Annotated in this window: 20 protein-coding genes; 7 read left to right on the top strand and 13 right to left on the bottom strand. The window is 65.0% G+C overall.

The genetic code is table 11. From position 1 onward, the window contains the following. Positions 1-36: 36 nt before the first annotated feature. From QZ497_RS04115 to gap, 13 genes are all read right to left on the bottom strand, one after another. On the bottom strand, positions 37-528 hold the full coding sequence (locus QZ497_RS04115; RefSeq protein WP_295471299.1) for an RDD family protein: 492 nt from the start codon (positions 526-528) through the stop codon (positions 37-39). Between the two features lie 109 nt (positions 529-637). Further along, positions 638-850 carry a cold-shock protein gene (locus tag QZ497_RS04110; protein WP_285861563.1) on the bottom strand — a complete coding sequence of 71 codons (213 nt, stop codon included), beginning with the start codon at positions 848-850 and terminating at the stop codon, positions 638-640. A 399-nt stretch (positions 851-1,249) separates the two neighbouring features. After that, on the bottom strand, positions 1,250-2,374 hold the full coding sequence (gene gcvT, locus QZ497_RS04105; RefSeq protein WP_295471296.1) for a glycine cleavage system aminomethyltransferase GcvT: 1,125 nt from the start codon (positions 2,372-2,374) through the stop codon (positions 1,250-1,252). A gap of 69 nt (positions 2,375-2,443) precedes the next feature. After that, the gene (gene gcvP, locus QZ497_RS04100; RefSeq protein WP_295471294.1) at positions 2,444-5,308 is read right to left on the bottom strand and encodes an aminomethyl-transferring glycine dehydrogenase; all 2,865 of its coding nucleotides are present in this window, start codon (positions 5,306-5,308) and stop codon (positions 2,444-2,446) included. A gap of 10 nt (positions 5,309-5,318) precedes the next feature. Continuing rightward, a complete protein-coding gene (gene gcvH, locus QZ497_RS04095) occupies positions 5,319-5,702 on the bottom strand; it encodes a glycine cleavage system protein GcvH (RefSeq protein ID WP_295471293.1) in 384 nt (127 codons plus the stop codon). 272 nt (positions 5,703-5,974) lie between these two features. Then, positions 5,975-7,483, bottom strand: a complete 1,509-nt coding sequence (locus QZ497_RS04090; protein ID WP_295471291.1) for a sigma-54-dependent transcriptional regulator — start codon at positions 7,481-7,483, stop codon at positions 5,975-5,977. A 118-nt stretch (positions 7,484-7,601) separates the two neighbouring features. After that, complete coding sequence (locus QZ497_RS04085; protein ID WP_295471289.1) at positions 7,602-7,961, bottom strand: DUF5064 family protein; 360 nt, start codon at positions 7,959-7,961, stop codon at positions 7,602-7,604. A 61-nt stretch (positions 7,962-8,022) separates the two neighbouring features. Next, positions 8,023-8,493 carry a YbaN family protein gene (locus QZ497_RS04080; RefSeq protein ID WP_295471581.1) on the bottom strand — a complete coding sequence of 157 codons (471 nt, stop codon included), beginning with the start codon at positions 8,491-8,493 and terminating at the stop codon, positions 8,023-8,025. A gap of 1 nt (position 8,494) precedes the next feature. Then, positions 8,495-9,097, bottom strand: coding sequence for a biliverdin-producing heme oxygenase (locus tag QZ497_RS04075; protein WP_295471288.1), 603 nt, complete (start codon positions 9,095-9,097; stop codon positions 8,495-8,497). Positions 9,098-9,206: 109 nt separating this feature from the next. Then, positions 9,207-11,783, bottom strand: a complete 2,577-nt coding sequence (locus QZ497_RS04070) for a TonB-dependent receptor (protein WP_295471286.1) — start codon at positions 11,781-11,783, stop codon at positions 9,207-9,209. A 145-nt stretch (positions 11,784-11,928) separates the two neighbouring features. After that, positions 11,929-12,825 (bottom strand): FecR domain-containing protein, encoded by an 897-nt coding sequence (locus QZ497_RS04065; protein WP_295471284.1) that lies wholly within the window; start codon positions 12,823-12,825, stop codon positions 11,929-11,931. 106 nt (positions 12,826-12,931) lie between these two features. Further along, on the bottom strand, positions 12,932-13,450 hold the full coding sequence (locus QZ497_RS04060) for a sigma-70 family RNA polymerase sigma factor (protein ID WP_295471283.1): 519 nt from the start codon (positions 13,448-13,450) through the stop codon (positions 12,932-12,934). Between the two features lie 117 nt (positions 13,451-13,567). After that, positions 13,568-14,569 carry a type I glyceraldehyde-3-phosphate dehydrogenase gene (gene gap / locus QZ497_RS04055; RefSeq protein WP_295471281.1) on the bottom strand — a complete coding sequence of 334 codons (1,002 nt, stop codon included), beginning with the start codon at positions 14,567-14,569 and terminating at the stop codon, positions 13,568-13,570. A gap of 219 nt (positions 14,570-14,788) precedes the next feature. Here gap and edd point away from each other — a divergent pair, with 219 nt between their 5' ends. The 7 genes from edd to QZ497_RS04020 all read left to right on the top strand — a co-directional run bounded on the left by edd (position 14,789) and on the right by QZ497_RS04020 (position 23,179). Then, complete coding sequence (edd, locus tag QZ497_RS04050; RefSeq protein WP_295471279.1) at positions 14,789-16,615, top strand: phosphogluconate dehydratase; 1,827 nt, start codon at positions 14,789-14,791, stop codon at positions 16,613-16,615. Next, positions 16,612-17,622: a glucokinase gene (locus tag QZ497_RS04045; RefSeq protein WP_295471278.1), complete on the top strand. Its 1,011-nt coding sequence runs from the start codon at positions 16,612-16,614 to the stop codon at positions 17,620-17,622. Before edd ends, QZ497_RS04045 begins: the two co-directional genes overlap by 4 nt. 49 nt (positions 17,623-17,671) lie before the next feature. After that, positions 17,672-18,403: a response regulator transcription factor gene (locus QZ497_RS04040; protein WP_295471276.1), complete on the top strand. Its 732-nt coding sequence runs from the start codon at positions 17,672-17,674 to the stop codon at positions 18,401-18,403. A 49-nt stretch (positions 18,404-18,452) separates the two neighbouring features. Next, entirely contained in the window at positions 18,453-19,853 is a 1,401-nt protein-coding gene (locus tag QZ497_RS04035; protein WP_295471579.1) for an ATP-binding protein, read from the top strand. A gap of 172 nt (positions 19,854-20,025) precedes the next feature. Then, positions 20,026-21,318 carry an ABC transporter substrate-binding protein gene (locus QZ497_RS04030; protein WP_295471275.1) on the top strand — a complete coding sequence of 431 codons (1,293 nt, stop codon included), beginning with the start codon at positions 20,026-20,028 and terminating at the stop codon, positions 21,316-21,318. 129 nt (positions 21,319-21,447) lie between these two features. After that, complete coding sequence (locus tag QZ497_RS04025) at positions 21,448-22,356, top strand: carbohydrate ABC transporter permease (protein ID WP_295471273.1); 909 nt, start codon at positions 21,448-21,450, stop codon at positions 22,354-22,356. Continuing rightward, on the top strand, positions 22,349-23,179 hold the full coding sequence (locus QZ497_RS04020; RefSeq protein WP_295471272.1) for a carbohydrate ABC transporter permease: 831 nt from the start codon (positions 22,349-22,351) through the stop codon (positions 23,177-23,179). Before QZ497_RS04025 ends, QZ497_RS04020 begins: the two co-directional genes overlap by 8 nt. Positions 23,180-23,184: the final 5 nt, after the last annotated feature.

Raw genomic sequence — 23,184 nt, 5'->3', positions numbered from 1 at the left:
TATCCACGGGGCCTGGTCCAAGGCCCCGTGGGCTGATCAGGCTGCCGTACGCCGTGGCAACCTGACCAACTGGCTATTGGAATAGATGTCGTGCCAGGTACGCCCTTGCTTGTCGTACAGGCACCAGAGAAAGCCCAACCCCAGGCACAACGCCGAAGCGATGGCCACCATGAAGCGCAGCAGCGCCTGGGTGAGGCTGATCGCGCTGCCGTCGGCATTCTGCACCCGCACACCCCATACCTGCATGCCCAGCGTCTGCCCGCCATGGGTCCAGAACTTGGCGAAGAATCCGAAGGTCACCAGAAGCAGCAGCGATGACAGCAGCGGGTCGCCGTCCGTGGCGCCGGCATCGCTCAGCTCGCGCAGACGGGCCTCACCCACGAATGCCATCCAGATGAGCTTGTAGACGAAGGCGGTGACGATCTGCACGGCCAGGCACAGCAGCAGGTCGTAGGCGATGGCTGCCAGGCGGCGCAGCAGGTGCGCAGGCGCGAAGTGGCCTTGGGGTTGTAGCGGGCGGGAGGGCATATCGAGGTCTCGCTGGCTGGGCAGTGGGAAGTGCCATGGTACCGGGAGACAGAAATCAAAAAGCCCCTGGTACGTCAATACCAGGGGCTTTTGGCGATCACGCAGCTGCTTAGGCTTCTGCGATGACTTCGTCAGCTTGCATGCCTTTCTGGCCTTGCACGGCGATGAAAGTCACTTTCTGGCCTTCTTTCAGGCTCTTGAAGCCGCTGCCCTGAATCGCGCGGAAATGCACGAACAGATCCGGACCGCTCTCAGGAGTGATAAAACCAAAACCTTTTTCGTCGTTGAACCACTTGACGGTGCCGCTCTGACGTTGAGACATTTTCTTATTTCCTTGACGCTTGAATTTAATGACAGCCTTTTACGGCATTGGAGCCGCAAGAGTACTGGAGCTGGTTGCAGGAAGTAAGAAACGTAGAACGGGATGTAGCAAGTCTTTGAGCTACTGCCCAGGTCCCGATTCAGCGACCTTTGCAAACACAGTCAGGGAACTCTACGCCAACTCTCGTTACAAAAACAAGCCCCGCGAAACCCCGTATTTCAAAGGGCTGAGGCAAGGCACACGGAATGCACACCGCCTTGGGGCACGGCTCATGCCTGGTCTGATTCCTGCACTTTCACGGTGCATGAATCAGGCCGACAGAACTGTTGCATCGTCATGAAAGAACATCGACAGAACCGTGACGATTTTCTTCCTCGAGCTGTTTTATTGACGCCTTTATCAGCCCCTGAAATAACGTGGCGTCACGAAAGGCATTTTTGTCACTTTCATCGGCACTTTCTTGCCGCGCACCACCGCCCAGACAGTGGTCGCCAGCGCGCTGTGATCGCTGTCCAAATAGCCCATTGCCACTGGCGCGCCCAGGGTCGGACCGAAGCCGCCGCTGCTCACCTCGCCGATAGGACGGTCCTGCTCGTCGACGATCTGCGCGCCTTCGCGCACCGGAACGCGTTCCTGAGGCAGCAGGCCGACGCGCTTGCGCGCCACGCCGTCCTGCTGTTGGGCAAAGATCGTCGCCGCGCCCGGGAAGCCGCCGGCCCGCGCGCCATCGCTGCGCCGCGCCTTGGAGATCGCCCAGAGCAGGCTGGCCTCTACGGGAGAAGTCGCAGCGTTCATGTCGTGGCCATACAGGCACAGGCCTGCTTCCAAGCGCAGCGAGTCGCGGGCGCCCAGGCCGATGGCCTCGACTTCCGGCTCGGCCAGCAGGCGGCGGGCGAATGCGTCGGCTTCGGCGGCGGGCACGGAAATTTCGAAACCGTCTTCACCGGTGTAGCCCGAGCGGCTGACGTAGCAGTCGCTGCCGAGAATGTTCCGGCGGGCGAACTGCATGAACGTCATGCCGGCCACCTCGGGTGCCAGGCGCGCCAGCACGGTAACCGCTGCCGGGCCCTGCAGGGCGAGCAGGGCGCGGCTCTCGAACAGTTCTTCGATCTGGCAGCGGCCTGACAGGTGCTGGCGCAAGTGCGCCAGGTCCTGTTCCTTGCACGCCGCGTTGACCACCAGCAGCAACTGGTCGTCGGCCAGGCGCGCGACCATCAGGTCGTCGAGAATGCCGCCGGCCTCGTTGGTGAACAGTGCATAGCGTTGCAGGCCTACCGGCAGATCGACGATATCCACCGGCACCAGGCTTTCCAGGGCGCTGGCGGCCTCGGCGCCGCCGAGCAGGATCTGGCCCATGTGCGACACGTCGAACAGGCCGGCCTGTTCGCGGGTGTGCAGGTGTTCCTTCATGACGCCAAGGGGGTATTGCACCGGCATTTCGTAGCCGGCGAAGGGCACCATCTTCGCGCCCAGTTCACGGTGCAGAGCGTGCAGCGGGGTCACCCGCAGGGATTGCTCGGACATGATCGACTCCACAAGAGATTCGCAGGGCCTGCCCGCGCAGGGCGGGCAGGCTGGCGTGAGGGCGAGAGGTCAGGCTTGCTGGTAGCTCTCGATGGACGGGCAGGCGCAGACCAGGTTGCGGTCGCCATAGACGTTGTCGACACGACCGACCGGTGGCCAGTACTTGCCGTCCACCAGCGAGGCCACCGGATACACCGCCTGTTCGCGGCTGTACGGATGACTCCACTGGCCGACCAGTTCGGCCGCGGTGTGCGGTGCGTTCTTCAGCGGGTTGTCTTCCTTGTCCAGGGTGCCGTTTTCCACCGCGCGGATCTCTTCGCGGATGGCGATCATCGCGGTGCAGAAGCGGTCGAGTTCTTCCTTCGACTCGCTCTCGGTCGGCTCGATCATCAGTGTGCCGGCCACCGGGAAGGACATGGTCGGCGCGTGGAAGCCGAAGTCGATCAGGCGCTTGGCCACGTCGTCCACGGTGATGCCGCTGCTGTCCTTGAGCGGGCGCAGGTCAAGGATGCACTCGTGGGCGACCAGGCCGTTGCTGCCGGTGTACAGCACCGGGTAGTGCTCTTCCAGGCGGCGGGCGATGTAGTTGGCATTGAGAATGGCCATCTGCGAGGCACGCTTGAGGCCTTCGCCACCCATCATGCGGATGTACATCCAGGTGATCGGCAAAATGCTCGCGCTGCCGAACGGCGCGGCGCATACCGCGCCTTCCTGGCGCTCCATGTGCGCATGGCCGGGCAGGAACGGCGCCAGGTGCGCCTTGACGCCGATCGGGCCAACGCCCGGGCCGCCACCGCCGTGAGGAATGCAGAAGGTCTTGTGCAGATTGAGGTGCGAGACGTCGCCACCGAACTTGCCGGGGGCGCACAGGCCAACCATGGCGTTCATGTTGGCGCCGTCGATGTACACCTGGCCGCCGTTGTCATGCACGATGGCGCAGATCTCGCGAATGCCTTCTTCGAACACGCCGTGGGTCGAAGGGTAGGTGATCATCAGCGCGGCGAGGCGGTCGCGGTGTTCTTCGGCCTTGGCGCGCAGGTCTTCGATGTCCACGTTGCCGCGGGCGTCGCAGGCGGTCACCACCACGCGCATGCCGGCCATCTGGGCGGTGGCCGGGTTGGTGCCGTGCGCCGAGGAGGGGATCAGGCATACGTCGCGGTCGTTGTCGCCACGGCTCTGGTGATAGGCGCGGATCGCCAGCAGGCCGGCGTACTCGCCTTGGGAGCCGGCGTTGGGCTGCAGCGACACGGCGTCATAGCCGGTGGCGGCGCAGAGCATGGCCTGCAGCTCGTCGGTCATGGCCTTGTAGCCCGTGCTCTGCGACGCGGGGGCGAACGGGTGCAGGCTGCCGAACTCGGCCCAGGTGACCGGGATCATTTCGCTGGCGGCGTTGAGCTTCATGGTGCAGGAACCCAGCGGGATCATGCTGCGGTCCAGCGCCAGGTCCTTGTCGGCCAGCTTGCGCAGATAGCGCATCAGCTCGGTTTCCGAGTGGTAGCGATTGAATACCGGGTGTTCGAGGATCGCCGACTCACGCAGCAGGCTATGCGGCAGGCGCGAGTGGGTGCTGGCGGCCAGGGCGTCGAAGTCCGGCAGCGTCTGGCCGTCGTCGGCGAACAGCGCCCACAGGGCCTTGACGGCTTCGACGGTGGTGGTTTCGTCGAACGACAGACCCAGGCGCTGGCTGTCGATCACCCGCAGGTTGATCTGCTGGGCTTGGGCGCGGGCATGCAGGTCGGCGGTGCGTGGGCCGCTGGCCAGGGTCAGGGTGTCGAAGAAGAACGCCTGTTCCACCTCAAGGCCCAGCTGGGCGACGCCGGCAGCGAAGATCGCGGTCAGGCGGTGCACGCGGTTGGCGATGCGGGTCAGTCCCTGGGGGCCGTGGTAGACGGCGTACATGCTGGCAATGTTGGCCAGCAGCACCTGAGCGGTGCAGATGTTGCTGGTGGCCTTCTCACGGCGGATGTGCTGCTCGCGGGTCTGCATGGCCAGGCGCAGTGCCTGCTCGCCGTGGCGGTCGACGGAAACGCCGACCAGACGGCCTGGCATGTCGCGCTTGAAGGCATCACGGGTCGAGAAATACGCGGCGTGCGGTCCACCGAAGCCCAGCGGCACACCGAAGCGCTGTGCCGTGCCGATGGCCACGTCGGCGCCGAATTCGCCGGGCGGGGTCAGCAGGGTCAGCGCCAGCAGGTCGGCGGCGACCGCGACCAGGGCGTTGCTGCCGTGGAAGCGTTCGATCAGTTCGCGGTAGTCGAACACGTCGCCGTTGCTGGCCGGGTACTGCAGCAGGGCGCCGAAGTAGTCGCTGATATCGCCCAGCTCGTTCTCGTCGGCGACCACCACGGTAATGCCCAGTGGCTCGGCACGGGTGCGCAGCACGTCGAGGGTCTGTGGATGGCAATGGCTGGAGGCGAAGAAATGCTGGCTGCCCTTGTTCTTGCTCAGGCGCTTGCAGAAGGTCATGGCTTCGGCGGCGGCGGTGGCTTCATCGAGCAGCGAGGCGTTGGCGATGGGCAGGCCGGTCAGGTCGCTGATCAGGGTCTGGAAGTTCAGCAGGGCTTCCAGGCGGCCCTGGGAAATCTCTGGCTGGTACGGGGTGTAGGCGGTGTACCAGGCCGGATTCTCCAGCAGGTTGCGCAGGATCGGCGCCGGCGTGTGGGTGTTGTAGTAACCCTGGCCGATGTAATGGGTAAACAGCTGGTTGCGGCCGGCGATGGCCTTGAGCGAGGCCAGGGCGTCGGCTTCGCTCTGTCCGGCCGGCAGGTCCATTACGCTGGTGCCCTTGATGCTGTCGGGGATCACGCTGGCGCTCAGGGCCTCCAGCGAATCGAAGCCCAGGGTCTGGAGCATGGCCTGCTCGTCTGCCGCCCGTGGCCCAATGTGGCGGGCGATGAATTCGTTGGCAGTGTCCAGCTCGAAACGATCACTCATGACGTGCTCCTCAGGCTTGCGCGTTGGCTTGGATCAGGCGGTCATAGGCGTCCTGATCGAGCAAGGTGTGGATGGCATCGGCGTCGGCAGGCACGAAGCGGAAGAACCAGCCTGCGCCCAGGGCATCCTCGTTGACCAGCTCGGGGGTGTCGGACAACGCGTCGTTGACCGCGACCACTTCACCGTCGAGGGGCATGTAGATGCTGCTGGCGGCCTTTACCGACTCGACCACCGAGACTTCGGCGTGTTGAGTGTAGGCCTGCAATTCGGGGAGCTGTACGAAGACCACATCACCGAGGGAATTCTGGGCATAAGGAGTGATGCCGACCGTGATGCTGCCATCGGTTTCGGCCCTCAGCCATTCGTGTTCTACGGTGAATCGCAACTCGCTCATAAAGACTCCTAGGGGGCAGGTGCATGCTGCATGGGCATGCGTTATGAGTCTGATTAAGCAAATTTGCGGCCAGAACCTTTTATTCCTTGTTTATCAATGGCTTGGGTTGATTCTGCAGAAGCCGAGGGGTGGGTCGCTGTAACGAAATCGATACGGATCGCCAGGCACGGGGAAATGGCTGGAGGATCAACGCCTTGATCGACGTGAGGCAGCCTGCAATGGAATGAATTCGATACGGTGTATTGAATTCATTCCGTTTGGTGTGCAGCGCGTCAGGCTCGGGCGCCGATACCGTATTTGCGCAGCCGGTGGGCGATGGCCGTATGCGAGGTGCCCAGGCGTGCGGCCAGCTGGCGGGTCGAGGGATAGTCGCTGTACAGGCGGCTGAGCAGGTCTTTCTCGAAGCGCTCCACGGCATGCTCCAGGCTGTCGACCGTCTCGGACGGTTGTCTGGCCGCCACGCCCGCCGCGATATCCAGGTCGGCCAGGCCGATCTGGTTGCCGTCGCACACCGCGGCAGCGCGGAAGATCACGTTCTGCAACTGGCGCACGTTGCCCGGCCAGCGGTGGCCGAGCAGGGCGGCCTGGGCGTCGGCGGCCAGGTGGCACAGCGGGCGCTGGATCTGCGTGCAGGCCTGCTGCATGAAGAAGCGCGCCAGCAGCAGGACGTCCTGGCCACGTTCATACAAGGGTGGCACCTGCAGGTTGAGTACGTTCAGGCGGTAGAACAGGTCTTCGCGGAAGCTGCCCTCGGCCACCATCTTTTCCAGGTCGCGGTGGGTGGCGCTGATGATGCGCACGTCGACCTTCACTTCGCGGTCACCGCCTACCCGGCGGAAACTGCCGTCGTTCAGAAAGCGCAGCAGCTTGGCTTGCAGATACGGCGACATCTCGCCGATCTCATCGAGAAACACCGTGCCACGGTTGGCCAGCTCCATCAGGCCCGGCTTGCCGCCGCGCTGCGCACCAGTGAACGCCCCTGGTGCGTAGCCGAACAGCTCGCTCTCGGCGAGGTTTTCCGGCAGCGCGGCGCAGTTCAGCGCCAGGAAAGGTTCGCCATGCCGGGCGCTGCCAGCGTGGCAGGCCCGCGCCACCAACTCCTTGCCGGTGCCGGTCTCGCCGCCGATCAGCAGCGGCGCATCGAGGGCCGCCACCCGTTGGGCGCGGGCCTTGAGGGTGCGGATCGCCGCCGACTCGCCGAGCAGGGCGTCGAAGCCTTCGGCATGGTCATGATGCAGCGCCGACAAGCGTTCGCCGATGCGGCTGGGCGGGTAGAGGGTCACCAGCCCACCGGCTTCGGTGATGGGCGTGGCTTCCAGCAACAACGCCTGGCCGGCCAGGGTGATCTCGCGCATCGGCAGGCGGAAACCGTTGTCCAGCAAGGCGGCCTGCAGGTCGGGGTCGTCGAGCAGCGTACCCAGCGATTCGCCGGCCGGCTCGCGGCCGATCAGCGCCACCAGCGCCGGGTTGGCCAGCAGCACCTGGCCCGCGCTGTCCAGGGCCAGCACCGGGTCGGTCATGGCGGCCAGCAAGGCATCGAGCTGCAAGTGGCGGCGCTGGCCGGGGAGGATGTCGACCACCGTGATGGCCTCGACGCCCCGCACGCGAAACAGCGCGTCCTTGAGTTCTTCGAGCATCTTGTGGCTGAGCGTCGGTGCATCGATGTACACGTTCGGCGGCACCATCTCCACTGCATCGAGGTTCAAGTTGCGGCTGCCAAGGATGGCCAGCACTTCCTGGGTTATTCCGACACGGTCGATGAAACAGACATGGATGCGCATGGCGGGCTAAAGAGGGCAGCCGAAGAGGACGCCAGTATGCCTTGGCGCGACGGGCAAGTCCTGTACCGATGCTGTCTGGTTATCGCGTGGTGACGACTTGTCGACCGGTCCGTGCGGATCAGCGCTCCAGGTGTTCGGGCTTCACCGGTTCGCCGGACCTGGCATGCAATTGGGCGCGAATGTCTTCGAACATCCGGTCGTAATCCGCGTGCTGGGCAATGGGCAGCCCGGCGGGATTGGGCAGGCCATGGCGGATGGCGATGCGGCTGGCTTCGTGGGCGAAGTTGAAGGCCAGGTCGCGGGGCAGCACGAAGGTCTCGTTGAACGCCTTGCCGTCGATCTCGCCCTGCATGTCGAAGCTCATGCAGGTGCCTTCGGCGGGATCCTCGACTTTCTGGTAGCGCAGATGAATGTCGAAGCTGTGATCGGTCTTTTGCAGTGCGCTGTGGACGATATGCAGATGGCCAGGCTCGAACATGGACGGGCTCCCACGCGGGCAGGTGTATGTGTCGGGGTAGACACTACCCTGCCGGGCGGGTTCAGCGATTGTCGTCGGTCAGTTGCGGCTGCCTGGGGGGCTCTGGCCGCGACCAGATCCACAGGTTGCCCATGGCCATGCCGGCGATCGCCAGGTACAGCCACCAGACATGCTTGAGCAGGCACAGCATGAGGATGGCGCAGGCCAGCATGCTGATCGTGGCGCTGATCTTGCTGGCCCGCGAGACCAGGCGGCCATTGCGCCAGTTGCGCAGCATCGGCCCGAACAGCCGGTGGTTCTCCAGCCAGGCATTGAGCCGCGGCGAGCTGCGCGTGGCTGCCCAGGCCGCCAGAAGCACGAACTCGGTGGTGGGCAGGCCGGGCACGAAAATGCCGATGATGCCTATACCGAGGCTGGTATAGGCGAGGATGCCGAAGAGCAGGCGCGAGAGTCGTGAGCCGGGTGGTCTGTAGGTCATGGTCATGATCGGTGGACTTGAAAGCCCGGCAAGCTTAACAGGCTGGTCGCCAATGTCATGCCTGGACCGTCTCGGCCTGTGGCGCGTCGGCATAGGCATGCTCCAGCAGAACGGTAAAGCGTTCGAAGGCCGCCAGGGCGCCCCGGTCCAGTTCGGCCTCCTGCTCGGCCGTCAGCGGCAGGGTGTCGAGCATACGCGTGAAGCTTTTCCAGCCGGCTGCGCGGCCGCCTTCGGGTTCGCCCAGGTGACGGGCGCCGAAGCTTTGGCTCAGGCCCAGGGCCTCGGCGCGCTTGATGAGAAAGGCTGCGCCGAGCTTGGAACCCTCGGACACGAACAGCCAGCCCAGCGCCTCGGCCTGGCTCGGCTGCTGTACGGCGCCTGGCAAGCCGGCCGGCAGCGCCGCGTTGAGGTCTGCCAGGTCGGCGGCGGCCTGGGCGGCGCGACAGCGTTGCGGCAGGTCGCCGATCAGGATGGCCAGTTGCGGGTCGCGATAAAGGGCCTGCAGTTCGTTCTGGAACAGGTACTGGGCCTTCACGAAGCGCGTATAGCCGGGCAGGCTGGCGAAGGGCGCGTGGGCCTTGACCAGCTGGTCGAGGCGCGCATGCGGTTCGTGGGTGATCTGGTTCAGGCGTTGCGAGCGAAGTTCGGTGCTGCTCATCGAATCATCCTTGTAGGGGGCAGGTGGGCTGTTGACTAGACGAATGGGCGCCGGCTGGCGCGTAAAAAAAGCGTGGGCCGCGCCAGCTGCGCGACCCGCTGTGGCGTGCTCAGATGTCCCACACCAGGTTGACGCTGAAGTTGCGCCCAGGCTGGGTCAGGCGATCCAGATTGGCCGGAGCGGTCACCCCGGCTTCGCCTACGCCGTCGTAGCCGCGCACGTCATCCCATAGCCAGTATTTCTTGTCGGTCAGGTTGTACAGGCCGGCGCTGAGGGTCAGGTCCTGGCTGAGCTTGTAGTAGCCGCTGAGGTCCAGCACGCCGAAGCCTGGCGTCTTGAACTGGCTGGAGACGCCATCGGGGGTGTGGAAAGTGCTGTCGTCCACGCGGGTCTTGCGCTTGACCAGCGTCCAGCTCAGCAGCCCGCCGTAGGTGTCCTGCTCGTAGCCCAGGCCGAATACTCCGGTCAGCGGGTTGATGCTGTTGAGCGGCTGGCCGCTGTCATCGTTGCGGCCATGCAGGTAGGTCAGCGCCGCCTGGGTATACAGGCCTTGTGGTGCGCCAAGGCCTGCCAGTTCCAGGCGGCCCTTGAGTTCCACGCCCTTGATGGTGGCGTGGCGGATGTTGCTGGACTGGAAGGTCACCTGATCGTAGCCCGGGCTCAGGGCGTCCTCGTTGATGAAGTCGCGGTACTTGCTATAGAACACCGCGACATCGAACGAGGCTGTGTCGAAGCGGCCCCGCAGGCCGGTTTCCAGGCTTCTGCTCTTTTCCGGGTCGAGGTTGGGGTTGGGCGCGACCGAGTAGCCCAGGCTGGGGTTGTCGAAGCGTCCATACAGTGCCTTGGCCGACGGCGTGCGGAAGCCTTCGGCGTATTGCCCGTAGCCGGTGTAGTGCTTATCGAAGGCGTAGGTCACGCCGAACTTGGGCGATACCCGGTGCCAGGTCCGCTCGCTTTCCTGGACCTGGCTGCGGTCTTCGGCGCTCAGCGAATTGAGAAATTCCGGGGTCAGCTTCGGTTCCAGGCGCGTGTGGTCGTAACGCAGTCCGGGGGTGAAGGTCCAGGCGTTCCAGGCGATCTGGTCCTGGATGAACAGCGCACGGCTGGTGAGGGTCGGGTCCGGGAAGTCGCTGGTCGGCAGCAGGCGATCGCCGGGGCTGTCGGCGCCCACCGCGCGGCAGGAACCGAACACCCGTGCGCAGGTGCCGAAGCCGCTGCGCAGCCCGGTGACCTTCTGCTGCTTGAGGGTGGCGCCGTAGGTTAGCTGATGTTCGGTAGCGCCCAGGCTGAAGGCCTTGTCGGCCTGGAGGTCGAAGATCCACTGGCGTTCCCGGTAAGTGGTCTCGCGGGTGCGATAGACATCCCGGGAGAACGGGAAATAGCGCTCGTCGGTGGACTGGTCGGTCTTGGCATTCTGGTAGTTGAGGCTCCACTTCAACTGGTCGGCCAGCCGGCTGTCCAGGGCCAGGCGTTGGTCGATGCCGAAACGCTCGCGGCTGATGGTGTCGTTGCCCAGCCGTGACTGATACATGCCCAGGCCACTGCCGGCGTTGAAGGGGCCACCGACCGCGCTGCGCAGGTTGGTGTCGCGGTCATCCTTGTAGCGCTCGTAGGTCAGGCCCAGACGGTCGTCGTCGGCGTAGTTCCAACCCAGCTTGGCCAGCACGTTGGTGCTGCGCACGTCCTGCGGGTTGGCCTGGGTGCGCGTCAGGCCGTCGCCGCCGCGGCCGCCGTGCGATTCGGTCTCGTGACCATTGCGTTGGCTGAGGTGCAGCAGGGCGTCGACGTCATCGTGGCGCCCGGCCAGGGTCGCCGAGGTCAGCCAGCTGTCGTCGGCGGAGCTGTAGCCGGCCTTGAGCCGCGCGCCGGAGTCCCGGCCCGCCTTGATGATGTCGTCGGGGTCCAGGGTGTAGTAGCTGACCACGCCGCCGATGGCGCTGCTGCCATACAGGGCCGAAGCCGGGCCACGGAGGATTTCCACGCGCTTGACGATTTCCGGGTCGACGTAATTGCGCTGGGTCTGAGCGTAGGGGCCGCTGAAGAAGCGGTCGGGCACCTCGACGCCGTCGACCTGGGTGAGGATGCGGTCGCCGTCGATACCGCGGATGTTGTAGCCGCTGGTACCGGCACGCTGGCCGGCGCCGCCTACCGAAACCCCCGGTTCGTAGCGCACCAGGTCGCGGATGCTGTTCACGTTGTCGCGGTCGAGCTGCTCGCGGCCCTGCACGCTGACGGTGCTGCTGACCGCCGTGATGTCCTGGGCCTGGCGGGTGGCGCTGATGGTGGTCTGCTGCAGTTCCAGCATGCCGTTCGCCGCACGGCGCTGCAGGATGACGTTCTGCGTGCCGGCGCGGCGATAGCTCAGGCTGGTGCCGGCCAGCAGCCGCTCCAGTGCCTGTTCGGCGGAAAGCTGGCCTTCTGCGCCGGGCGAGGTGGTGTTGCGGGTCAGGTCCGACGTGGCGCCCACCTGCCAGCCGGTGACCCGACTGAATTCGTTGAGGGCGGTGGCCAGCGGTTGTTGAGCGATGTTGAAGCGATACTGGCCGGCGCTGTGCTGTGCGACCGGCGCGGCTTCCGCGGCGAACGCCGGAAACACTGGCAATCCTGCGGCCAGCAGGGCCAAGCCGAGCAACGATGGAGCGAACCTGGCGCAAGGATGAGCAGAGGATGAAACGGCGGATGGCATCGGAAAGGGCTCCCTGTCGTGCATCTTTTTTGAGTCATGGCTGATGGCTTGTAATGCGAATCAGTTGCATTGGCCATGACTAGACGAACGACCGCCGCAAACCACGTAAAAAGATTTCGATTGGGGAGTGCGCCGCAGCGGGATTTCAGTTGAGGATCAGCAGCCTGGGCAGCTCGTGAAGGCTCGCCGAGGTGACCTGCGCCAGTGAGCGCACCACATCCAGCGGGTCATCGAGGCGGTAGTTGCCGGTGACGTTGACCTTCGCCAGGGTCGGGCTGGCCGTGACGATCAGGCCGGGGTAGTAGCGGCGCAGCTCGTCGAGGACCTGGCCCAGCGGGCAGTTGTCGAACACCAGGCGTCCCTGCACCCAGGCCAGGTCGCGAGCCGGGTCCAGGCGCTGGCGCTGGCCGAGCCCGTCCGGCCCGAGGCTGACACTATCACCGGCCGCCAGGCGCAGGCGCGCGCCCCCCGAGGCGGCATGGATATCCGCCGCCCCGCGTTGTACCTGCACCCTGGCCTGGCCATCCAGGTAACGCAGCGACAGCGCCGAACCCTGGGTGCTGACGCGTAGCGGCCCGGCGGCGATTTCCAGGGGCAGGCCCCGGGCTTCGGGAACGTCGAGGAAGGCTTCGCCCTCGTACAGGCGTGCTTCGCGATGCTGGCTGTCGATCTGGCTGGAGAATGCCGAGCGGGTATTGAGCAGCACGCTGGAGCCGTCGGCCAGTTGCAGGCGCTGGCGCTCGCCGGCCACGGTGAGGTGGTCGGCTTGCAGGCGTAGCGGCAGGTCGATGCCGTAGCCGATGCCAAGTAGCACGGCAGCCGCGACCATCGGCCGAATCCAGGCGCGCAGGCGCTGCCGGCGTGAGGTGCGGGTGCCCAGGGCATTGGCCGTGTCGCGTATCACCTGGCCGTTCCAGATCGCCTCGGCCTGGGCGAAGGCTTCGGCATGCGCCGGGTCGGCGCGCAGCCAGGCCTGGAAGCGCGCCTGCTGGACGGCATCGGCGCTTTCCAGTTCGATCAGCCAGTCCAGGGCCTGATCCATTGCGCGCTGGTCCGCTGCCCGGGCGGCAGGTCCTTGCGGGCGATGAGGGGGTACGGCCACGGTCATCCTCGGAGAAGCTTGAATGGAGGGCAGTTTTGGTGAGCGCTCAGGCGGGGTCAAGCCTGGCGATGACGCCGATGCAGATCGCCATGATCAGCTTCAGCTCCTTCTGCACGGTGCTGGGCGAGACATTCAGCGCATCGGCGATTTCCTGGTAGCTGCAACCGTGCAGGCGGCTGAGCACGAAGATCCGCTGTTGGCGTGGGCTGAGCTGGCCGAGGCGCGCGCCCAGGCTGTCGAGCAGGCGCCGGGCATGTGCGCAGTCCTCGGGCGAGCCCAGCTGCGCCGCGACGCTCTCCAGCTCCTGGGGCGACACGTCCTCCACCAGGGTGCGCTGACGGACGCGCCGGGCGCGCAGGTGGTCGAGGGCCAGGTTGCGGGCGGTCTGGTAGACGAAAGGTTCGAGGTGCTCGACACCGCGCTCGTTCAAGGCACGGGTGACGCGCAGCCAGGTTTCCTGCAGCAGGTCTTCGGCGGTGCTGCGGCTGCCGACCATCCGCTGCAGGATTTTCAGCAGCACGTCGCGTTGGGACTGAAACACAGCGTTGAAGCGAGAGTGGGGCACGGGAAGGCTCGCACGGAAAACGAGCCGATGATAATGCTTATCAATAGCGTAAGTTTCAAGCTGCAAGTTCAAGTGCTTCGCACAGGCGGCGACTCACTCTTGCTTGCAGCTTGCCGCTCAGGAAGCGTTGTGCAGCGCCAGGCAGTTGTCGAGCATGCGGTTGGAGAACGCCCATTCGTTGTCGTACCAGGCCAGCACCTTCAGCAGGCGTCCGCTGACCTTGGTGTGGTTGGCGTCGAAGATCGACGACAGCGGGTTGTGATTGAAGTCGTGGGACACCAGCGGCAGGTTGTTGTAGCCCAGCACGCGGGAGTGTTGACTGGCTTCTTTCATCAGCGCATTGACTTCATCGGCAGTGGTATCGCGCTGCAGTTGCACGGTGAGGTCGACCAGCGAAACGTTGATAACCGGTACGCGCACCGCCATGCCGGTGAGCTTGCCGGCCAGCTCCGGCAGCACCAGGCCCACGGCTTCGGCGGCGCCGGTCTTGCTGGGGATCATCGACTGGGTGGCGGAACGGGCACGGTAAGGATCGGTGTGGTAGACGTCGATCAGGTTCTGGTCGTTGGTGTAGGCATGCACGGTAGTCATCAGGCCGCTTTCGATGCCCAGCTCACGATGCAGTACCTGGGCCACGGGGGCCAGGCAGTTGGTGGTGCAGGAGGCGTTGGAAATGATCTGGTGCGACTGGCGCAGCACGTCATGGTTGACGCCGTAGACCACGGTGGCATCGGCACCCTGGGCCGGTGCGGAGATGATCACCTTGCGGGCGCCGGCGGCGATGTGCGCGGCGGCCTTTTCGCGGCTGGTGAACAGCCCGGTGCACTCGAACACCACATCGACCTGCTGGGCCTTCCACGGCAGTTCGGCAGGGTTGCGGATGGCGCTGACCGCAATACGGTCACCGTTGACGGTCAGGCTTTCGCTGTCGCATTCGACGGTGCCGGCAAAGGCGCCGTGGACGGTGTCGAAGCGCAGCAGGTGGGCGTTCATCTCGCTGTTGCCCAGGTCGTTGATGGCGACGACCTGCAGGTCTTGCCTATAACCTTGGGTATAGAGTGCGCGCAGGACGTTACGACCGATGCGGCCAAAACCGTTGATTGCAATGCGAAGAGCCATGAAGTCGTCCTCAGTCGATTTGTTGTTTGAATTACAAGATTATTCTCATGAAAATAGAAAACAAGCCTTTTTGGTGGCAATATTTTCATAAACCTACAAATACAAACCTGTAAGGTCCACTGTCATGTCCCTGGTCGTGCCGCTTTCCGTCCTGCCGCAGACCGGTGAATGTCCGCATCCTTTACGGGTAACCATAGACCCGAGCCTGGAGTTCATCACATGCATCCCCGCATCCTAGAGGTCACCCAACGGCTGATCGAACGCAGCCGCCCGACCCGCCAGCGCTACCTGCAACTGATCCGTGACGCGGCCAGCGACGAGCCCATGCGCGCGCGGCTGCAATGCGCCAACTTCGCCCACGGCGTGGCGGGTTGCGGGGCCGACGACAAGCAGACCCTGCGACTGATGAACGCCGCCAACGTGGCCATCGTCTCGGCCTACAACGACATGCTTTCCGCCCACCAGCCCTATGAACACTTCCCGGAGCGCATCAAGCAGGCACTGCGCGAGGTCGGCTCGGTCGGCCAGTTCGCCGGCGGTGTGCCGGCCATGTGCGATGGCGTGACCCAGGGCGAGCCGGGCATGGAGCTGGCCATCGCCAGCCGCGAGACCATCGCCATGTCCACCGCCGTGGCGCTATCGCACAACATGTTCGACGCCGCGCTGATGCTCGGCATCTGCGACAAGATCGTGCCGGGTCTGATGATGGGCGCGCTGCGCTTCGGCCACCTGCCGACCCTGCTGGTGCCAGGCGGGCCGATGGTTTCGGGGCTGTCCAATAAGGAAAAGGCCGACGTGCGCCAGCGCTACGCCGAGGGCAAGGCCAGCCGCGAGGAACTGCTGGACTCGGAAATGAAGTCCTACCATGGGCCGGGCACCTGCACCTTCTACGGCACCGCCAACACCAACCAGCTGGTCATGGAGGTGATGGGCCTGCACCTGCCCGGCGCGTCGTTCGTCAACCCTTACACGCCGTTGCGCGATGCGCTGACCGTCGAGGCCGCGCAGCAGGTCACGCGCATGACCCGGCAGAGCGGCAACTACATGCCACTGGGCGAGATCGTCGACGAGAAGGCCATCATCAACTCCATCGTCGCCCTGCACGCCACCGGCGGTTCCACCAACCACACCCTGCATATGCCGGCCATCGCCCGCGCGGCGGGCATCCTGCTGACCTGGCAGGACATGGCCGAACTCTCCGACGTGGTGCCGACCCTCAGCCACGTCTATCCCAACGGCAAGGCCGACATCAATCACTTCCAGGCCGCTGGCGGCATGTCGTTCCTGATTCGCGAACTGCTCGATGCCGGCCTGCTGCACGAAGACGTCAACACCGTGGCCGGCCACGGGCTGCGTCGCTACACCCAGGAACCGTTTCTCGAAGACGGCCAGTTGGTGTGGCGCGAAGGTCCGCTGCACAGCCTCGACGAGAACATCCTGCGCCCGGTGGCGCGGCCATTCTCGCCGGAAGGCGGCCTGCGGGTGATGGAAGGCAACCTGGGCCGCGGGGTGATGAAGGTTTCGGCGGTGGCACCCGAGCATCAGGTGGTCGAGGCGCCGGCGCGGGTCTTCGAGGACCAGCAGGCGCTGGCCGATGCCTTCAAGGCCGGCGAACTGGAGCGTGATTTCGTCGCCGTGATGCGCTTCCAGGGGCCGCGCTGCAACGGTATGCCCGAGCTGCACAAGATGACGCCCTTCCTTGGCGTGCTGCAGGACCGCGGCTTCAAGGTGGCGTTGGTCACCGACGGGCGGATGTCTGGTGCCTCGGGCAAGATTCCGGCGGCCATCCATGTATGCCCCGAGGCCTACGACGGCGGCCCGCTGGCCCTGGTGCGCGACGGCGACCTGATCCGCGTGGATGGGGTCAAGGGAACATTGCAAGTTCTGCTCGAACCGGGAGAATGGGCCGCCAGGACACCGGCCACCGCGCAGATCGACAGCAGCGTGGGTTGTGGCCGTGAGTTGTTCGGTTTCATGCGCCAGGCCTTCAGCTCTGCGGAGCAGGGGGCCAGCGCCTTCACCGCAAGCCTGGAGGGACTCAAGTGAAGCTGGCTCTGGTAGGAGACATTGGCGGGACCAATGCGCGTTTCGCCATTTGGGAGGATGACCGGCTGCACTCGGTGCGGGTATTCGCCACCGCCGATTATCCCGGCCCGGAACAGGCCGTAGAGGTGTACCTGCAGGACCTCGACCTGCAGCGCGGCGATGTCAGCCATGCCTGCCTGGCGGTCGCCGGGCCGGTGGACGGCGACGAGTTCCAGTTCACCAACAGCGCCTGGCACTTCAGCCGTGCCGGCTTCTGTTCGCACCTGAACATCGAACAGCTGCTGCTGGTCAACGATTTCACCGCCATGGCGCTGGGCATGACCCGCCTGGGCGACGACGAGTACCTGACCATCTGCCATGGCAAAGGCAAGCCGGAGCGGCCCTTCGTGGTGATCGGCCCGGGTACCGGCCTGGGCGTCGGCACCCTGCTCAAGACCGGCGGCGGTCGCTGGATGGCACTGCCCGGCGAGGGCGGGCATGTCAACCTGCCGATCGGCACGGCCCGCGAAGCCCTGTTGTGGACGCGCCTGATGGCGACCCACGAGCATGTCAGCGCCGAGACCGTGCTCAGCGGCGCCGGTCTGCTGAACCTTTACCGTGCCAGTTGCGAGCTGGACGGTATCGAGGCGCAGCTCAAGTCGCCGGCGGCGATCACCAAGGCGGCCCTGGAGGGCGACGCGGTGGCGGCGGCGGTGCTGGAGCAGTTCTGCGTGTTTCTCGGCCGGGTGGTGGGCAACAACGTGCTGACCCTCGGCGCCCTGGGCGGGGTGTATATTGCCGGGGGCATGGTGCCGCGCTTCACTGAATTCTTCCGCAACAGCGGCTTTCAGCGCGCCATGGGCGAGAAGGGCGTGATGAGCGACTATTGCAAGGGCTTGCCGGTATGGCTGGCCACCGCTGAATATCCGGGGCTGACGGGCGCGGGCGTGGCCCTGCAACAGGCCTTTGGCGACAGCGATGCCATCGAGCGGCCCGCCGAGGCGGCGGACCTGCCTGGCCAGGCGTAAGGCCCAGAGTGCCCCATAACAGAAACCATGGTTAACAGGGACGACTCTCTTGAGTGCTGCCAACAAGACCATTCTCCTGGTCGACGATGACCAGGAGATTCGTGAGCTGCTCGAAGCCTACCTGAGCCGCGCCGGGTTTCTGGTGCGCGCTACGGCCAATGGCGCGCAGTTTCGCCAGGCCTTCGACGAGGCGCCGGGTGACCTGCTGATCCTCGATGTGATGCTGCCCGACGAAGACGGCTTCAGCCTGTGCCGCTGGGTGCGCCAGCATCCGCGCCAGCCCCATGTGCCGATCATCATGCTCACCGCCAGCTCCGACGAGGCCGACCGCGTCATCGGCCTGGAGCTGGGCGCCGACGATTACCTGGGCAAACCCTTTAGCCCCCGCGAGCTGCTGGCCAGGGTCAAGGCGCTGCTGCGTCGTGCGCAGTTCGGCCAGGAGCGCCCGGCTGGCGAGATCCTGGTCTTCGACGACTGGCGCCTGGACATGGTCAGCCACCGGCTGTTCCACAACGATGGCGAAGAAGTGATTCTCTCCGGCGCCGACTTCGCGCTGCTCAAGCTATTTCTCGACCACCCGCAACAGATCCTCGACCGCGACACCATCGGCAACGCCACCCGTGGCCGCGAGCCGATGCCGCTGGAGCGCATCGTCGACATGGCGGTCAGCCGCCTGCGCCAGCGCCTGCGTGATACGGAAAAACCACCGCGCCTGATCCGCACGGTGCGCGGCAGTGGCTACCTGCTGGCCGCCACCGTCCAGCCGGGCCACGGCCATTAAGCTGTTCGGCGGGCGGCGCCTGCCGCTGCCGCGCTCGCTGCTCGGGCGCATGCTGTTGCTCACCCTGCTGGCGGTGCTGCTCGGCCAGGCGCTGTCCAGCGTCATCTGGCTGTCGCAGCTGCGGGCCACGCAGATGGAAGGGCTGCTCAACAGCGCGCGCAGCCTGGCCTATTCGATGGCTGCCAGTGTCAGTTACTTCCGCTCCCTGCCGGTCAGCTACCGCCCCCTGGTGCTGGACCAGTTGCGCAGCATGGGCGGTACGCGCTTCGTGGTCTCGCTCAACGAACACCCGCTGGACATGCAGCAGCTGCCCGCCACGCCGCGCAAGGACGCGGTGATCCAGACCGTCGACGACGTGTTGCGTCAGTCGCTGGGGCGGCAGTTGCGCATCGCCGTGTGGTTCGTCGGCCCGGACGACCTGCGGCTGTTCAACAGCGGCCTGAAGCTTGATGAACTGCCGCGCTCCTGGGCCCACTACGCGCTGACCCTGGAGCCGGTCAATCCGCCGGTGCTGGTCACCCAGATCGAAATGGCCCCCGGTGAGTGGCTGTACATCGCTTCGCTGCTGCCCGAGCCCTACACCCTGCTGGAAGATCCCCAGCCACCGGTGCAGCAGGTCTGGTCCATCGCCCTGACCAGCGCCTTCCTGCTGCTGTTCATCGGCCTGCTGGTGCACTGGCAGAGCCGGCCGCTCAAGCGCCTGGCGCGCGCGGCCCGCGACCTGTCCCTGGATGTCGACAGCGCGCCGCAGATCGAAGGCGGCGGCAGCGAAGTGCAGGAGGTCAGCCGCGCCTTCCACACCATGCGCAACCGCATCAGCCGCTATCTGACCGAGCGCGGGCAGTTGTTCAGCGCCATTTCCCATGACCTGCGCACGCCTATCACGCGCCTGCGCCTGCGCGTCGAACTGCTCGACGACCCGGCCTTGCAAGCACGTTTCGAACGCGACCTCGACGAGCTGGAGCTGCTGGTCAAAGGTGCCCTGCAGTGCGTCAAGGACACCGACATCCACGAGAACATCGAGCCGGTGGACCTCAACCATCTGCTCGACTGTCTGGTCGAGCCGTATCTGCTGCCCGGTGGGGAGGGGCGGGTGATCGTCTACGGCACCGCGCAGGCGCCGTATGCTGGCAAGCCCCTGGCGCTGCGCCGCTGCATCGGCAATCTCATCGACAACGCCCTCAAGTACGGCCATCGCGCGCACCTGCGCATCGAGGACAGCGACGAGGCCTTCGTCCTGCATGTCGACGACGAAGGCCCCGGCGTGCCGGAGCAGCGCCTGGAACAAGTGTTCGAACCCAGCGTGCGGCTGGCCTCCAACCAGCCCGGCTACGGCCTGGGCCTGGGCATTGCACGCAACATCGCCCACAGCCATGGCGGCGAGGTGAGCTTGCAGAACATTCGCGACGGCGGTCTGCGCGTCACCCTGTGCCTGCCGCGCATCGAGTAGGCGCCTTTGCGGCTGCGGCCGCTTTTGCCGAGATATCCAAACGCTATCAAATGTCACAATTCGGTGACCATCGCGCATCCCTTCGTTACCAAAGAGGAATATCCGCTTGGCTAGACTGCCTTCACGCGCAGGCAAAGATCTGCACCCGCATAACAACAAAAAGGTTGAACCGATGAATTCTCTGTCCCAGCTCGCTGCTGCTGTCGCCCTCGCATCCCTGTTTCCTCTCACCGCCATGGCCGCCGACCCCAAAGGTTCGGTGGAAGTCGTGCATTGGTGGACGTCCGGCGGTGAAAAGGCCGCTGTCGACGTCCTGCGCGCACAAGTCGAAAAAGACGGTTTCACCTGGAAAGACGGCGCCGTGGCCGGCGGTGGCGGTGCCACTGCGATGACCGTGCTCAAGAGTCGTACCGTGGCGGGTAACCCGCCTGGCGTGGCGCAGATCAAGGGGCCGGACATTCAGGAGTGGGGCGCCATGGGCCTGCTGTCCACCGACACCCTGACCGAGGTTGCCAAGCAGGAGAAATGGGACGAGCTGCTCGACAAGACCGTCTCCGATACCGTCAAGTACGACGGCGAGTACGTCGCCGTGCCGGTCAACATCCACCGCGTCAACTGGCTGTGGATCAACCCGCAAGTCATGAAAAAGGCCGGCGTGGACAAGGCGCCGACCACCCTCGACGAATTCTACGCTGCCGCCGAAAAACTCAAGGCGGCGGGCTTCATCCCGCTGGCCCATGGCGGGCAGCCGTGGCAGGACAGCACCGTGTTCGAGAACGTGGTGCTTTCGGTAATGGGCGCCAAGGGCTATCACCAGGCGCTGGTAGAGCTGGACGACAAGGCTCTGACCGGCCCGGAAATGGTCAAGTCCTTCACCGAGCTGAAGAAGATCGCCACCTACATGGACCCCAACCGCGCCGGTCGTGACTGGAACATCGCCGCCGCCGACGTGATCAACGGCAAGGCCGGCATGCAGATCATGGGCGACTGGGCCAAGAGCGAGTGGACTGCCGCCAAGAAGATCGCCGGCAAGGACTACCAGTGCGTAGCCTTCCCTGGCACTGACAAGGCTTTCACCTATAACGTCGATTCCCTGGCGATCTTCAAGCTCAACGCCGATCGCAAGGGCGACATCGCCGCCCAGCAGGACCTCGCCCGCGTCGCCCTGGGCGAAGACTTCCAGAAGGTCTTCAGCATCAACAAGGGTTCGATCCCGGTGCGCAAGGACATGCTGGCCAACATGACCAAGTATGACTTCGACAGTTGCGCCCAGGCCTCGGCCAAGGACTTCCTGGCCGATGCCGGCAACGGTGGCCTGCAGCCGAGCATGGCGCACAACATGGCCACCTCGCTGGCCGTGCAGGGTGCGATCTTCGATGTGGTGACCAACTACATCAACGATCCGAAGGCCGACCCGGCGCAGGCGGCCAAGAAGCTCGCCGCGGCGATCAAGGCCGCCCGCTGAGTGCCTGATGCAGGAGTGGCCAGGCCGCTCCTGCGCAATGCAGTTCTCCATGCAGTCAGTGACGCCAGCACCTCCTGTGGGGCGCTGCGGCCAGCTGCTGCCTGAAATCGACCCGACCGGATGTTTACGATGAGTTCTGTCGCTGTGTTCAACAAGGCTTCACCGCTCGATGCGCTGCAGCGCTGGCTGCCCAAGCTGGTACTGGCGCCGAGCATGGTCATCGTGCTGGTGGGCTTCTATGGCTACATCCTGTGGACCCTGGTGCTGTCGTTCACCAACTCGACCTTCCTGCCGTCCTACAAGTGGGCGGGGCTGGCGCAGTACGCGCGGCTGATGGACAACGACCGCTGGTGGGTGGCGAGCAAGAACCTGCTGCTGTTCGGCGGCCTGTTCATCGGTATCAGCCTGGTGGTGGGGGTGATCCTCGCCGTCCTGCTGGATCAGCGCATTCGCCGTGAAGGTGCGATCCGCACCATCTACCTGTACCCCATGGCGCTGTCGATGATCGTCACCGGCACCGCCTGGAAATGGCTGCTCAACCCTGGTCTGGGCCTGGACAAGCTGCTGCGCGACTGGGGCTGGGAAGGCTTTCGCCTCGACTGGCTGGTCGATCCCGACCGCGTGGTCTACTGCCTGGTGATCGCTGCGGTGTGGCAAGCCTCCGGCTTCGTCATGGCGCTGTTCCTGGCCGGGCTGCGCAGCGTCGACCAGTCGATCATCCGTGCCGCGCAGATGGATGGCGCCAGCTTGCCGCTGATCTACTGGCGCGTGGTGCTGCCGAGCCTGCGCCCGGTGTTCTTCAGTGCGGTGATGATCCTCGCGCACATCGCCATCAAGAGCTTCGACCTGGTCGCGGCAATGACCGCCGGTGGCCCTGGCTACTCCTCGGACCTGCCGGCGATGTTCATGTACGCCTTCACCTTCAGCCGCGGGCAGATGGGCATGGGCTCGGCCAGTGCGATTCTGATGCTCGGCGCGATCCTCGCCATCCTGGTGCCTTACCTGTACTCGGAACTGCGGAGCAAGCGCCATGCATAACACCTTCTCGTTCAACCGGCTGCTGATCCACGCCGTGCTGCTGCTGGCTTGCGTACTGTACCTGGTGCCGCTGGTGGTGATGCTGCTGACCAGCTTCAAGACCCCCGAGGACATCGGCAGTGGCAACCTGCTGAGCTGGCCGGCGGTGGTCACCACCATCGGCTGGGTCAAGGCCTGGGACATCGTCGATGGCTACTTCTGGAACTCGATCCGCATCACCTTTCCGGCGGTGATCATCTCCACCGCTATCGGTGCGCTGAACGGCTACGTGCTGTCGATGTGGCGCTTCCGGGGTTCGCAGCTGTTCTTCGGGCTGCTGCTGTTCGGCTGCTTCCTGCCGTTCCAGACCGTGCTGCTGCCGGCGTCCTTCACCCTCGGCAAGCTGGGCCTGGCCAGCACCACCCCCGGCCTGGTGCTGGTTCATGTGGTGTACGGCCTGGCGTTCACCACGCTGTTCTTCCGCAACTTCTACGTGACCATCCCCGACGCCCTGGTGCGTGCGGCGCGGCTGGATGGCGCGGGATTCTTCACCATCTTCTGGCGCATCGTGCTGCCGATGTCGACGCCGATCATCATGGTCTGCCTGATCTGGCAGTTCACCCAGATCTGGAACGACTTCCTGTTCGGCGTGGTGTTCTCCAGCGGCGACTCGCAACCGATCACCGTAGCCCTGAACAACCTGGTCAACACCAGTACCGGGGTCAAGGAATACAACGTAGACATGGCGGCGGCGATGATTGCCGGGCTGCCGACCCTGCTGGTCTACATCCTGGCTGGCAAGTACTTCCTGCGCGGCCTCACCGCTGGCGCGGTCAAGGGCTGACTGAA

The organism is uncultured Pseudomonas sp., from assembly GCF_913777995.1.
Classification (GTDB): domain Bacteria; phylum Pseudomonadota; class Gammaproteobacteria; order Pseudomonadales; family Pseudomonadaceae; genus Aquipseudomonas.
The sequence above is the reverse complement of the archived record's forward strand: the minus strand, read 5'-3'. Positions and strand labels throughout refer to the sequence as shown.

Coding starts and splice junctions, on each gene's coding strand:
- gap (WP_295471281.1), bottom strand. CDS start 14,569: ATGGCTCTTCGCATTGCAATCAACGGTTTTGGCCGCATCGGTCGTAAC.
- QZ497_RS04030 (WP_295471275.1), top strand. CDS start 20,026: ATGAATTCTCTGTCCCAGCTCGCTGCTGCTGTCGCCCTCGCATCCCTG.
- QZ497_RS04115 (WP_295471299.1), bottom strand. CDS start 528: ATGCCCTCCCGCCCGCTACAACCCCAAGGCCACTTCGCGCCTGCGCAC.
- edd (WP_295471279.1), top strand. CDS start 14,789: ATGCATCCCCGCATCCTAGAGGTCACCCAACGGCTGATCGAACGCAGC.
- QZ497_RS04025 (WP_295471273.1), top strand. CDS start 21,448: ATGAGTTCTGTCGCTGTGTTCAACAAGGCTTCACCGCTCGATGCGCTG.
- QZ497_RS04020 (WP_295471272.1), top strand. CDS start 22,349: ATGCATAACACCTTCTCGTTCAACCGGCTGCTGATCCACGCCGTGCTG.
- QZ497_RS04035 (WP_295471579.1), top strand. CDS start 18,453: ATGCTGTTGCTCACCCTGCTGGCGGTGCTGCTCGGCCAGGCGCTGTCC.
- gcvT (WP_295471296.1), bottom strand. CDS start 2,374: ATGTCCGAGCAATCCCTGCGGGTGACCCCGCTGCACGCTCTGCACCGT.
- QZ497_RS04065 (WP_295471284.1), bottom strand. CDS start 12,825: ATGGATCAGGCCCTGGACTGGCTGATCGAACTGGAAAGCGCCGATGCC.
- gcvH (WP_295471293.1), bottom strand. CDS start 5,702: ATGAGCGAGTTGCGATTCACCGTAGAACACGAATGGCTGAGGGCCGAA.
- gcvP (WP_295471294.1), bottom strand. CDS start 5,308: ATGAGTGATCGTTTCGAGCTGGACACTGCCAACGAATTCATCGCCCGC.
- QZ497_RS04090 (WP_295471291.1), bottom strand. CDS start 7,483: ATGCGCATCCATGTCTGTTTCATCGACCGTGTCGGAATAACCCAGGAA.
- QZ497_RS04075 (WP_295471288.1), bottom strand. CDS start 9,097: ATGAGCAGCACCGAACTTCGCTCGCAACGCCTGAACCAGATCACCCAC.
- QZ497_RS04085 (WP_295471289.1), bottom strand. CDS start 7,961: ATGTTCGAGCCTGGCCATCTGCATATCGTCCACAGCGCACTGCAAAAG.
- QZ497_RS04070 (WP_295471286.1), bottom strand. CDS start 11,783: ATGCCATCCGCCGTTTCATCCTCTGCTCATCCTTGCGCCAGGTTCGCT.
- QZ497_RS04110 (WP_285861563.1), bottom strand. CDS start 850: ATGTCTCAACGTCAGAGCGGCACCGTCAAGTGGTTCAACGACGAAAAA.